Here is a 12,334-nt window from a genome sequence, read left to right on the forward strand (position 1 = left end):
TCTGCTGCCCCTTCAAACTCAAGATTTCAATGCTTCGGCCAGTTTCGCGATTTTGCCGCGAACAGAGCCATCGATTACCAGGTCACCGGCGCGGATGACGACGCCGCCAATCAGGCTGGCATCCTCCGACGCGTGCAGGCGCACTTCCTGGCCTAACCGTGCACTGAGAACCTTGGCGAGTTTGTCTTGCTGTTCTTGGTTCAACGCGAAGGCACTGGTGACTTCCACGTCCACGGATTTCTCTTGCTCGGCCTTGTACAGGTCGAACAGAGCGGCAATCTCCGGCAGAAGCAGGAGACGGTCGTTTTCCGCGGCAACATGAATGAAATTCTGTGCCTGTGCATTGAACTTGTCACCGCACACGTCAATGAACGTGGCGGCCTTTTCTGCGCTCGTCAGTCGCGGGGCCTTGAGCAGGCGCTGCATGGTGTCGTCTTGCGACACCGCAGCAGCCAGGCCGAGCATGGCTGACCAATTGGCCAGTTGCTGATGGGCCTGGGCATGCTCAAAGGCAGCCTTAGCGTAAGGTCGGGCCAACGTGGTCAGTTCTGCCATGATCGCCCTCGCTTAAATTTCAGCGGCCAGTTTGTTAACCAGCTCCGCATGCGCGTTTTGATCGATTGTGGCGCCAAGGATCTTTTCAGCACCACCAACGGCCAGAGCACCCACTTGGGCACGCAGGGCGTCTTTAGCGCTGTTCAGTTCCTGTTCGATCTCGGCCAGAGCCTGAGCCTTCACACGGTCAGCTTCGACGCGAGCCTGTTCACGGGCTTCGTCGACAAGCTGAGCAGCGCGTTTCTTGCTTTGCTCGATGATTTCGGCTGCTTGTGCTTTAGCTTCACGCAGTTGCTGACCCGCTTTCTCTTGGGCCAGCTCCAGGTCGCGAGCTGCGCGGTTGGCAGCGTCCAAGCCGTCGGCAATCTTCTTTTGGCGCTCTTGCAGAGCAGTGATGACCGGAGGCCATACATACTTCATGCAGAAGAGTACAAAAATCAGGAAAGCAACGGATTGGCCAATCAGGGTTGCATTAATGTTCACGCCAACACCTCGCTCGGTCTTAATTCATACAGCCATCAACTCGTGGTGACGAGTGATTAGCCGGCGATCTGACCAACGAACGGATTCGCGAAGGTGAAGAACAGAGCGATACCAACACCGATCATGGTTACGGCGTCGAGCAGACCGGCAACGATGAACATTTTGACCTGCAGCATCGGAACCATTTCTGGCTGACGAGCAGCGCCTTCCAGGAATTTGCCACCCAGCAGGCCGAAACCAATGGCGGTACCCAGAGCACCCAGGCCGATCAGCAGAGCAACAGCGATAGCGGTCAGACCAACTACAGTTTCCATCTTTCCTCCCGACTTTTACGTCGTATTGGTTAGGTTTTTAGTTTGAAGCGGTAAAACAAATCGTTTGGTACAGCATGCCCTTGCGGACTTTTTAAGCCCTCCCCCCGTACAGGCAGGGAAGGCTATCAGACACGCCAGGCGGTCTTAATGGTTATCTTCGTGAGCCATCGACAGGTAGACGATGGTCAGCATCATGAAGATGAAAGCTTGCAGGGTGATGATCAGGATGTGGAACACAGCCCACGCCCATTGCAGCACCACACCCAGGCCGCTGAGCCACAGCAGGCCGGAGCCGAACATTACAGCGATCAGGATGAACACCAGCTCGCCAGCATACATGTTGCCGAACAGACGCAGTGCCAGCGAGATCGGCTTGGCGATCAGGGTTACGAATTCCAGCAGGAAGTTGACTGGAATCAGCAGGATCTGCACGAAGATATTCTTGCTGCCAAACGGGTGCAGGGTCAGCTCACCGATGAAGCCGCCCAGTCCCTTGACCTTGATGCTGTAGAAGATGATCAGGGCGAAGACGCAGAAGGCCATGGCCAGGGTCGCGTTCGGGTCGGTGGTCGACACGGCGCGGAACGGAATGTGCGGGTCACCGGAAATCAGGATGGCCAGCTGAGGAATCCAGTCGACCGGTATCAGGTCGACGGCGTTCATCAGGAATACCCAGACGAAAATGGTCAGCGCCAGTGGTGCGATTACCGGGCTACGGCCGTGGAAGGAGTCCTTCACGCTGCCGTTGACGAAGTCGACCATCACCTCAACGAAGTTCTGCAGACCGCCAGGTTGGCCGGAAGTCGCCTTCTTGGCCGCCATGCGGAAGATCAACAGGAAGATCAGACCCAGCGCGACGGACCAACCCAGGGTGTCCAGGTGGAACGCCCAGAAGCCCATTGCCTTGGCTTCTGCAGCCGAATGGGCGAAGCCCCAGCTGCCGTCTGGTAGTTGACCGTAGGTCAGGTTCTGCAAGTGGTGCTGGATATAGCCCGAAGCGGTTTCTGCTGCCATGGTTGCCTCAAACGCCCTAAGGTCTCGAAAGTCTTTTATTCATCAGCAGGGGCGCGAACCAGCTGACCAAAAGGGTCAACACGAAGACGCCGAATACTGCTAGCGGCGCCAGTGGCTTCACTCCTGCAAAGGTCAGTGCAAAAAGCACTGCCGTCAAAATCATCTTGCCTGCCTCGCCAGCGTAAAACGACTTGACGATAGCTTGTGCCGCCCGAGCCCCGCTGAAGCGAAAAGCCTTCCAGGCGAAATACACATTGGGCAGCCAGGCAATCAAACCTCCGCAAAGGCCTGAATATCCACTGACCGACCCTTTCCACTGCCACAACACCAAGGTTGCCAGCAGCAGTACGACAAATTGAGCCAGCAGTACCGGAAAAACCGCCCAGCGATGGAAAGGCAGGCGGTTTGGCGTGCGTATTTCCATCACAACTGCTCCTCGGAAGTCGACCAACAAGTCAGCTATGACTTGGCATAATTTGTGCCGACAAAATGCGCGCAGAGTATAGGGGTGGATTAACCCCTATTCAACTCTTCGGTAGTGATTTCCGACTTCACGCTACAACAGGAATTGTTTCAGCGGATGTGAGCGAGCACGCCTTGCAACTCGTCAAGCGAGTTGTAGCGAATAACCAACTGGCCTTTGCCCTTGTTGCCATGACGGATCTGCACGGCCGAGCCCAGGCGCTCTGCGAGCCGCTGTTCAAGGCGTGCGATATCCGGATCAGGTTTGCTCGGTTCGACCGGATCAGGCTTGTCGCTGAGCCACTGACGGACCAGTGCCTCGGTTTGGCGCACGGTGAGGCCACGTGCGACAACATGACGCGCCCCCTCCTCCTGACGATTTTCGTCCAGGCCCAGCAATGCACGGGCGTGCCCCATCTCCAGATCACCGTGGGCGAGCATGGTCTTGATCGCATCGGGCAAGGTGATGAGGCGCAGCAGGTTGGCCACAGTCACCCGCGACTTGCCCACAGCGTCAGCCACCTGCTGCTGGGTGAGTTCGAATTCCTGTTGCAGGCGCTGCAGGGCCATGGCCTCTTCCAGTGGGTTGAGGTCTTCGCGCTGGATGTTCTCGATCAATGCCATGGCGATGGCGGCTTCGTCGGGCACTTCGCGGACCATGGCCGGGATCGTGTCCAGGCCGGCCTGCTGGGTAGCGCGCCAACGGCGCTCACCGGCGATGATCTCGTATCGGTTGTCGCCAATCGGGCGTACCACGATCGGTTGCATCACACCATGGTTGCGAATCGAGTGCGCAAGCTCTTCCAGCGCCTCCGGGTCCATGTCCCGGCGAGGCTGATACTTGCCGCGCTGGACCAGCTCGACCGGCAGGTGTTGCAGTTCTTTCTGGTCGATCTTCACAGCCTGCTCTTCGAGCGCGCTGACGGAAGGACCACTGAGCAGTGCATCCAACCCACGTCCGAGACCCCGTTTCTTGACGGCCATACGGATTCCTTAAGTTGTTTGTGCAGTGCGTGATGGACGGCGTTGACGGCGTACCAGTTCCCCAGCCAGGGCCAGGTACGCCAGCGCGCCCCGCGATTGCTTGTCGTAAGCAAGGGCTGGCATGCCGAAGCTGGGGGCCTCGGCCAAGCGAATGTTGCGCGGAATGACCGTGTCGTACAGCTGAGGGCCAAAGTGCTCCTTCAACTGTGCCGAAACATCGTTGTTCAGGCTCAGACGCGGATCGTACATGGTCCGCAGCAGGCCCTCGATCTTCAACTCCGGGTTCAACCGGGCGGCGATACGCTTGATGTTATCCACAAGGTCGCTGAGACCTTCCAGTGCGTAGTACTCACACTGCATGGGGATAATCACGCCATCGGAAGCGACCAGAGCATTCAGCGTGAGCATCGACAGCGACGGCGGGCAGTCGATGAGGATGTAGTCGTAGTTATCGCGAATAGGCGCCAGGGCGTTGCGCAGACGGCTTTCCTTGACCTGCATTTCCAGCAGCACCACCTCAGCGGCGGTCAGGTCACGGTTGGCCGGCAGCAACTGGAAGCCTCCGTGCTCGGAGTAGTGCATAGCCTGGGCCAAGTCGCACTCCCCGATGAGCAGGTCGTAGACCGAATGCTCGAGCTCGTGCTTGTCCACACCGCTGCCCATGGTGGCGTTGCCCTGCGGATCGAGGTCGATCAGCAGGACACGACGCTTGGTCGCAGCCAGCGAGGCGGCGAGATTGATACAGGTGGTTGTCTTGCCCACACCACCTTTCTGGTTCGCGATTGCGAATACCTTAGCCATTGTTGCGAGTGTTCCCAGTCATGCCTTGCGGCGCAGTATCAGCAGATGGCGCTGGCCCTGGCAACCCGGAACGGTCAGGGCCTGTTCGCTTTCCACTGTGAAGTCTGCGGGCAATGCTACCAGTTCATCGGCAGGATGCAGCCCCTTCATTGCAAGCCATTGCGTCCCGGTGTCGCCCAAGTGGCGGGTCCAGTTGGTGAAGTTCTCCATGCTGCTGAAGGCGCGGGAGATGATTCCGTCGAACGGTTGTGCCGGCTGGAAGGCCTCGACCCGGCTGTGGATAACCGTGAGGTTGTCCAGCTTGAGTTCCATTTTCACCTGAGTCAGGAAACGGGTCTTCTTGCCATTGGCGTCCAGCACGGTGACGCGCTTGTGTGGATGCAGGATAGCCAGCGGGATGCCGGGCATGCCACCGCCGCTGCCAACATCCAGCCAGTTATCACGATCGTTGTGGATAAAAGACATGACGCTAAGGCTGTCGAGCAGGTGACGCGAAACCATCTCGTCCGGGTCGCGCACAGCAGTCAGGTTGTAGGCTTTGTTCCATTTGATCAACAGAGCCAGGTAGCCAAGCAGCTTCTCGTGCTGCTCGGCAGTCAGCTCGACACCAAGCTGGCGCGCACCTGTGGACAACTCTTCAGCGTGTTGAGGGGTGACCAGGGAACTCAAGCGCTTTGCTCCAATTCGCGGCCAGCGCCGCGTTTTTTCAAGTGAATCAGCAACAGGGAAATCGCCGCCGGGGTCACACCCGGGATACGCGAAGCCTGACCCAGCGTCTGCGGACGGGTCTGGCTCAGCTTGCCCTGTATCTCCTTGGACAGGCCGGAAATCGTCGTGTAGTCGATATCCACAGGCAGGCGTGTGTCTTCGCTGGCGCGCAGTCGGGCAATTTCATCCTGCTGGCGGTCGATGTAGCCGGCGTACTTGGTGCGGATCTCGACCTGCTCGGCAACCTGTGGATCGATCGCTTCACCGCCAGTCGCTTCGATCAGGCCGGCGTAGTCGATTTCGGGGCGCGCCAGCAGGTTGAGCAGGCTGTACTCGTGGCTCAGCGGAGTGCCGAATTTATCCACAATGGCCTGGCCTTGCTCGGTATTGGGCCGAACCCAGGTCGATTTCAGGCGCTGTTCCTCACGCTCGATACCGTCGCGCTTGGCGCAGAATGCGGCCCAGCGCTGGTCATCGATCAGGCCCAGTTCACGGCCCTTTTCGGTCAGGCGCAGGTCGGCGTTGTCTTCGCGCAGTATCAGCCGGTACTCGGCACGCGAGGTAAACATGCGGTACGGCTCCTGAGTACCCAAGGTAATCAGGTCGTCCACCAGTACGCCGATGTATGCCTCGTCGCGGCGCGGGCACCAGCTGTCACGGCCCTGCGCCCGAAGTGCGGCGTTAGTCCCGGCCAGCAGGCCCTGGGCGCCGGCTTCTTCGTACCCGGTGGTGCCGTTGATCTGCCCGGCGAAGAACAGGCCGCCGATGACTTTCGTCTCGAGGCTGTACTTGAGGTCGCGGGGATCGAAGTAGTCGTATTCGATGGCGTAGCCGGGGCGCACGATGTGGGCGTTTTCCATGCCACGGATGGAACGCACGAGCTCCAACTGCACGTCGAACGGCAGCGAAGTGGAAATACCGTTGGGATACAACTCATGGGTGTTCAAGCCTTCCGGCTCGATGAACACCTGGTGGCTTTCCTTGTCGGCAAAGCGGTGGATCTTGTCTTCGATAGACGGACAGTAGCGCGGACCGACACCTTCGATCACGCCCGAGTACATCGGTGAACGGTCGAGGTTCGACGCAATGATCTCGTGGGTGCGCGCATTGGTGTGGGTAATCCAGCAGCTCACCTGTCGCGGGTGCATTTCGGCATTGCCCATGAACGACATCACCGGGATCGGCGTATCGCCTGGCTGTTCGGTCATTACCGAGAAGTCCACCGAGCGGCCGTCAATGCGTGGCGGGGTACCGGTTTTCAGGCGGCCGACGCGCAACGGCAGTTCACGCATGCGGTGGGCCAGGGCAATCGAAGGTGGATCACCGGCGCGACCACCGGAATGGTTTTGCAGACCAATGTGGATAAGGCCGCCGAGGAAGGTACCGGTAGTCAGCACCACAGATTCGGCAAAGAAACGCAGGCCCATCTGGGTCACCACGCCTTTGACCTGGTCCTGCTCGACGATCAGGTCGTCGCAGGACTGCTGGAATATCCACAGGTTTGGCTGGTTTTCCAGGATTTCACGTACCACTGCCTTGTAGATGGCGCGGTCGGCTTGCGCACGGGTGGCACGTACGGCCGGGCCCTTGCGGTTGTTCAGAACGCGGAACTGGATGCCGCTCTTGTCGGTGGCCAGCGCCATGGCGCCGCCGAGCGCATCGATCTCTTTGACCAGATGGCTTTTGCCAATACCGCCGATGGCGGGGTTGCAGCTCATGTGACCGAGGGTTTCCACGTTATGGGTCAGCAGCAGGGTTTTCACACCCATGCGTGCAGACGCAAGCGCAGCCTCGGTACCGGCATGGCCGCCGCCGATGACGATCACGTCAAAACGGGAAGGGAAATCCACCACGCACCTCGTGCCTGTTTTTGCGAATAGAGAAGGTAAGCGGACAAGTATAGGGACTTCCCCCCCAGTAAAGAAACCGTCTGAGCAAATTTTGACCAGTCTGTGGATGAGTGGCAAACAACAGAAATCAGAGAGAAGAAATTTAAAAAGCTTTGTTTTTATGTTTATTCTTATGCACAGCGACTTCTGTGGATAAAGTCCTGCATCCCAATAATGTCGCTATGTAGAGAGAAATTAAACCCTGTGCCTGGAGTGCCATGAGGGCTCTGGATAACGTCATTTAGCCTGTGGATTAAATGGCTGTTTACCCACAGGCGGGTTTTTCCTCAGAAAAAAAGCCCGCTTATCAACTGAGCTGAAGGCGACTTTTCCACAGGGCTCCTGAGCACAGTTTTCAAACCGAGCAGGGAAAATTCATCGCGCTGGCGGCTAGGCATGGTCAGGTTGGAGCGGTCGAGCCCGCGAAAGGATGGGTACATCCACAGAGATCTGGTGCTTGTAAGAGCTTCATCACGGGTCCACCCGCTCCCACAGGTGCTTGGGTCAGCGGCCTGCATTCATCTTCTGCAACGAATTTCAGGCAAAAAAAAGCCGCTCCCTAAGGAGCGGCGCTTGGCCTTGCGTGGCTGTGGATTACTTGCCGATGCAGAAGCTGGAGAAAATCCGCCCAAGCAGGTCATCCGAGCTGAATGCTCCTGTGATCTCCCCCAGCGCATGCTGTGCCTGGCGTAAGTCCTCAGCCAGAAGCTCTCCCGCGCCCGCCAAGGTCAATTGAGCACGGCCGTGCTCCAGGTGCTCGCTGGCCTGGCGCAAGGCATCCAGATGGCGCCGGCGGGCGCTGAAGCCACTCTCTGCAGTCTGCTCATAACCCATACAGCCTTTCAGATGGTCGCGGAGCAGTTGCAGCCCTGTGTCGTCGCCCTTGGCGCTCAGGGTAATGGTCACATGGCCGTCATCGCACTGTTCCAGCGCTACCCGCTCACCACTCAGGTCGGCCTTGTTGCGAATCAGCGTGACCTTGGCCGGGTCAGGCCGCTGAGCCAGAAACTCAGGCCACAAAGCGAACGGGTCGCTGGCCTCGGGCGCAGTAGAGTCGACTACCAGCAGAACGCGGTCTGCCTCGCCAATGGCCTTCAGGGCGCGTTCCACGCCGATCTTTTCCACATGGTCATCGGTATCGCGCAAACCGGCAGTATCGACAACGTGCAGCGGCATGCCGTCGATGTGGATATGTTCGCGCAGGATATCCCGCGTAGTGCCGGCGATGTCAGTGACGATGGCAGCTTCCCGACCAGCCAGCTGGTTCAGCAAGCTCGATTTACCGGCATTCGGCCGGCCGGCAATGACTACCGTCATGCCGTCACGCAGCAAGGCGCCCTGCCCGGCCTCGCGCTGCACAGTGGATAACTCGCTGCGCACGGCATCAAGCATCGACAGCACGTGGCCATCGGCGAGGAAGTCGATCTCTTCTTCAGGAAAATCGATCGCCGCCTCGACGTAAATACGCAAGGCAATCAACGCCTCGGTGAGGCTGTGCACACGCCTGGAGAATTCCCCTTGCAGCGAGCGCAGGGCGTTGCGCGCTGCCTGGCTGGAACTGGCCTCGATCAGGTCGGCGATGGCTTCAGCCTGCGCCAGGTCGAGCTTGTCGTTGAGGAAGGCGCGCTCGCTGAACTCGCCCGGGCGGGCCAGACGACAGCCGACTTGTACACAGCGCTGCAGCAGCATGTCCAAGACCACAGGGCCACCGTGTCCCTGCAGTTCAAGCACGTCCTCGCCAGTGAACGAATTAGGCCCTGGAAAGAACAGAGCAATCCCTTCGTCCAGCACCAGCCCTTCATCGTCGCGGAATGGACCGTAATGGGCATGCCGCGGGGTCAGGGTGCGGCCGGTGATCAACAGGCCGGCCTTGGCAGCCAGAGGGCCGGACAACCTGACAATTCCCACACCGCCCCGGCCCTGGGCCGTGGCGATGGCGGCGATGGTTTCACGCACAGTGTTCATGCTCGAAAGCCTCTACGACAAAAACGACAGATAGCAAAAACGCCCCACTAGGGGGCGTTTTTTATTCACAGGCTAGCGTATTAGCCCGTCAAGCAGCAGCTTTTTTGGTAGCTGCTTCGATACGGCGAGTGATGTACCACTGCTGCGAAATCGACAGGCAGTTGTTCACAACCCAGTACAGCACCAGACCGGCAGGGAACCACAGGAAGAAGAAGGTGAAGATGATTGGCATCATTTTCATCACCTTGGCCTGCATCGGATCCGGCGGAGTCGGGTTCAGGCGCTGCTGGATGAACATGGTGGCGCCCATGATGATCGGCAGGATGAAGAACGGATCCTTGATCGACAGGTCGGTAATCCACAGGATCCACGGGGCCTGGCGCATTTCCACGCTTTCCAGCAATACCCAGTACAGGGCCAGGAATACCGGCATCTGCACCAGGATCGGCAGGCAGCCGCCCAGTGGGTTGATCTTCTCTTTCTTGTAAAGCTCCATCATCGCCTGGGACATCTTCTGGCGATCGTCACCGAAGCGTTCCTTGAGTGCGGCGAGCTTAGGTGCAACGGCACGCATACGCGCCATGGAGCGGTAGCTGGCAGCCGACAGCGGGAAGAACAGGCCTTTGATCAACATGGTCAGCACGATGATCGACCAGCCCCAGTTACCCAGCAGGCTGTGGATATGTTGCAGCAGCCAGAAGATCGGCTGGGCGATGAACCACAGGAAGCCGTAGTCGACGGTCAATTCCAGGCCTGGGGACAACTCTTTCAGCTTGGACTGGATCTTCGGGCCGGCGTACAGCAGGGCACTGGTTTCGACCTTGCCGCCAGCCGGTACGCTGATAACCGGGCCGGTGTAGCCGATGATGTAGTTGCCCTGGCTATCCTTGCGGGTCTGGACAACGTTGTTGTCCGACTTGGCCGGAATCCAGGCGGTCACGAAGTAGTGCTGCAGCCAGGCAACCCAGCCGCCGGACACATTTTCTTTCAAACTACCTTTGTCGATGTCCTTCATCGAGACCTTTTTGTAAGGCTCAGAAGCTGTCCACAGGGCAGCACCCAGGTAGGTCGCGGTGCCGGTGGCAGTACTGGAGGACGGATCGCCGCTGGCATCACGCTTGAGCTGGGCAAACATGTTGCCGTTCCAGGCCTGGCCGCTCTGGTTGTCGATCAGGTAGCTGACATTCAGGTCGTACTCACCGCGCTTGAAGCTGAAACGCTTGATGTAGTTGACACCGTTGTCACTGAACTTCAGGTCTACCACCAGTTGTTCCTGGCCATCGGCCAGCTGGTAGCTCTTCTGTTCGGCGGCATACAGGGGACGGCCGCTGGCGCGGGCATCCGGGCCGTCGGTACCGGTCAGACCGCTTTGTGCCAGGTAAACACGCTCACCACCGTTGTCGAACAACTGGAATGGAATGTTCGGGTGGTCTTGACGGCGTGGGTACTTCGGCAGGTTCAGCTGGACGATGTCACCACCGACCGGATCGATAGCCAGTTCCAGAACGTCGGTCTTGACTCGGATCAGGTCCTTGCTGAGTGCGACCGGTGCCAGTTCGGCAGGGCTCGATTCGGCGTTGGCGCTCGGTACATCGGCGCTGGCACCGTTGTTACCGGCCGGCACGCCATCGGGCAAGCCCGGAGCAACAGTGCTGGCAGCAGTATTCTGAGTCGGCAGGGCAGCCTGGCCGTAGTCATCGTTCCACTTCAGGACCATGACGTAGGACACGACTGCCAGCGCGGCGATCAGGATCGTGCGTTTAATATCCATGATTACTCGGCTATCGAAGAAGTTCGGGAGGAAGGAGCGGGTGGAACGGGGTCGTAACCGCCGTCATTCCACGGATGACAACGCCCCAGGCGACGAACGGCCAGCCACCCACCACGCCAGATGCCATGGTTTTCGATGGCTTCATACGCGTAACAGGAGCAACTGGGGAAAAACCGACAGTGATTGGCCATCAGAGGACTAATGGCATAACGGTAAAACTGGATCGGAACGAGTGCCAGTTTACGCATCTTGGCTGTCTACCCCTGCGGAATTGGCGGTGACTGCTGGTGTCGGCCGGCTGCGCGCCAGGCGTTTCCAGAGCTTGCCAAAATGTTGGTGCAATTCCGGGTTTTCTATCTCACCCAATCCCTTGCGCGCGACGATCACGATGTCCAGACCGGCAAGCAATTGCTGGTTCAGACGAAAGGAATCGCGCATCAAGCGCTTGAGGCGGTTGCGTTGAACGGCGAGCTTGACACTCTTCTTGCCGATTACCAAGCCAAGGCGTGGGTGATCGAGGCCGTTCTCGCGAGCAAGGATCAGCAGGTTTTTCCCTGGAACCTTGCCGGTTGGGGAGTCGAAGACCGCTTTGAAATGCCGGGGTGTAAGCAGTCGCTTTTCCCGACTGAAGTCCTGACTCACCACCTGTGCCGAAAAATCAAATGGCCAGACGCTTACGGCCTTTGGCACGACGACGCGACAGAACAGCACGGCCGTTCTTGGTAGCCATACGGGCACGGAAACCGTGGGTGCGGGCGCGCTTGATGGTGCTTGGTTGGAAAGTACGTTTCATGGCGTGTTACCTGGTTTGTCGACGACGGGCCGGGATGGCCCCCTTTTTAAGAGACCGGCGATTCTAGAGAAAGCAAGCCCATAGGTCAATTTCCAACCAGTCTTTCCATATAGAGCATGTGATGGACGGTGCCTGTTGATCAGTGCCCAAGGGGTGCTTGATCGGACACACGGATCGGGGACAACATGAAAAAAAAGAAGAGACATATAAAAAGCTTTTTTGAAGAACTTATAACTCTTAAGTGGATAACCTTCTGTGGATAACCTGCGCTGGCCCATGAATTACGGGGTGTACAGAGTTTTACAACTTTGTTCTGATCCCGTGCTGCGCTTGTTCCAATCGTGAGCGAAAGCTGTGGATGAAAACACCTGTTATCCACAGCGGAGTTATCAACAGGCTAAGGGGTGGGGTTGTGCATAGCCCTCATGGTCGTTTATCCACAGGGCTTATTCACAGAGGCGAAAAGCCGTTTTGGTCGATAAATGGCTGTTTTGTCGTGGTTCCTAACGTGTCCACATGTGGATAACTGAACGCTCGACCGGTACAATGGCGGTTTGTTTTTGCCTCATCCGGCTTTCAAACTCAGGGGATATCC

General features: G+C 58.2%; 14 protein-coding genes. All 14 read right to left on the reverse strand.

The window, feature by feature from the left end; translation table 11 throughout:
• Positions 1 to 18: 18 nt before the first annotated feature.
• The 14 genes from LU682_RS29700 to rpmH all read right to left on the reverse strand — a co-directional run bounded on the left by LU682_RS29700 (position 19) and on the right by rpmH (position 11,739).
• Positions 19 to 555, reverse strand: coding sequence for a F0F1 ATP synthase subunit delta (locus LU682_RS29700; protein ID WP_003253191.1), 537 nt, complete (start codon positions 553 to 555; stop codon positions 19 to 21).
• Between the two features lie 12 nt (positions 556 to 567).
• Entirely contained in the window at positions 568 to 1,038 is a 471-nt protein-coding gene (locus LU682_RS29705) for a F0F1 ATP synthase subunit B (RefSeq protein ID WP_010955888.1), read from the reverse strand.
• Between the two features lie 56 nt (positions 1,039 to 1,094).
• The gene (atpE, locus tag LU682_RS29710; RefSeq protein WP_003097235.1) at positions 1,095 to 1,352 is read right to left on the reverse strand and encodes a F0F1 ATP synthase subunit C; all 258 of its coding nucleotides are present in this window, start codon (positions 1,350 to 1,352) and stop codon (positions 1,095 to 1,097) included.
• Positions 1,353 to 1,496: 144 nt separating this feature from the next.
• Positions 1,497 to 2,366: a F0F1 ATP synthase subunit A gene (gene atpB / locus LU682_RS29715; protein WP_010955889.1), complete on the reverse strand. Its 870-nt coding sequence runs from the start codon at positions 2,364 to 2,366 to the stop codon at positions 1,497 to 1,499.
• Positions 2,367 to 2,382: 16 nt separating this feature from the next.
• Positions 2,383 to 2,790 carry a F0F1 ATP synthase subunit I gene (locus LU682_RS29720; protein ID WP_010955890.1) on the reverse strand — a complete coding sequence of 136 codons (408 nt, stop codon included), beginning with the start codon at positions 2,788 to 2,790 and terminating at the stop codon, positions 2,383 to 2,385.
• A 149-nt stretch (positions 2,791 to 2,939) separates the two neighbouring features.
• Positions 2,940 to 3,812 (reverse strand): ParB/RepB/Spo0J family partition protein, encoded by an 873-nt coding sequence (locus tag LU682_RS29725; protein ID WP_003253185.1) that lies wholly within the window; start codon positions 3,810 to 3,812, stop codon positions 2,940 to 2,942.
• 9 nt (positions 3,813 to 3,821) lie between these two features.
• Positions 3,822 to 4,613 (reverse strand): ParA family protein, encoded by a 792-nt coding sequence (locus LU682_RS29730; RefSeq protein WP_003253182.1) that lies wholly within the window; start codon positions 4,611 to 4,613, stop codon positions 3,822 to 3,824.
• 18 nt (positions 4,614 to 4,631) lie between these two features.
• A complete protein-coding gene (rsmG, locus tag LU682_RS29735; protein ID WP_003253179.1) occupies positions 4,632 to 5,282 on the reverse strand; it encodes a 16S rRNA (guanine(527)-N(7))-methyltransferase RsmG in 651 nt (216 codons plus the stop codon).
• Positions 5,279 to 7,171, reverse strand: coding sequence for a tRNA uridine-5-carboxymethylaminomethyl(34) synthesis enzyme MnmG (gene mnmG / locus LU682_RS29740; RefSeq protein WP_049588470.1), 1,893 nt, complete (start codon positions 7,169 to 7,171; stop codon positions 5,279 to 5,281). Before mnmG ends, rsmG begins: the two co-directional genes overlap by 4 nt.
• Before the next feature lie 633 nt (positions 7,172 to 7,804).
• Positions 7,805 to 9,175: a tRNA uridine-5-carboxymethylaminomethyl(34) synthesis GTPase MnmE gene (gene mnmE / locus LU682_RS29745; RefSeq protein ID WP_010951424.1), complete on the reverse strand. Its 1,371-nt coding sequence runs from the start codon at positions 9,173 to 9,175 to the stop codon at positions 7,805 to 7,807.
• 88 nt (positions 9,176 to 9,263) lie between these two features.
• Positions 9,264 to 10,946: a membrane protein insertase YidC gene (gene yidC, locus LU682_RS29750; protein WP_010951425.1), complete on the reverse strand. Its 1,683-nt coding sequence runs from the start codon at positions 10,944 to 10,946 to the stop codon at positions 9,264 to 9,266.
• 2 nt (positions 10,947 to 10,948) lie between these two features.
• Entirely contained in the window at positions 10,949 to 11,194 is a 246-nt protein-coding gene (gene yidD / locus LU682_RS29755) for a membrane protein insertion efficiency factor YidD (protein ID WP_010951426.1), read from the reverse strand.
• Complete coding sequence (gene rnpA / locus LU682_RS29760; RefSeq protein ID WP_003253166.1) at positions 11,187 to 11,591, reverse strand: ribonuclease P protein component; 405 nt, start codon at positions 11,589 to 11,591, stop codon at positions 11,187 to 11,189. The genes yidD and rnpA overlap by 8 nt, the downstream gene beginning before the upstream one ends.
• A gap of 13 nt (positions 11,592 to 11,604) precedes the next feature.
• Positions 11,605 to 11,739 carry a 50S ribosomal protein L34 gene (gene rpmH / locus LU682_RS29765; protein ID WP_003253163.1) on the reverse strand — a complete coding sequence of 45 codons (135 nt, stop codon included), beginning with the start codon at positions 11,737 to 11,739 and terminating at the stop codon, positions 11,605 to 11,607.
• Positions 11,740 to 12,334 lie beyond the last annotated feature (595 nt).

The sequence above is a fragment of the Pseudomonas alloputida genome, assembly GCF_021283545.2.
Classification (GTDB): Bacteria; Pseudomonadota; Gammaproteobacteria; order Pseudomonadales; family Pseudomonadaceae; genus Aquipseudomonas; species Aquipseudomonas alloputida.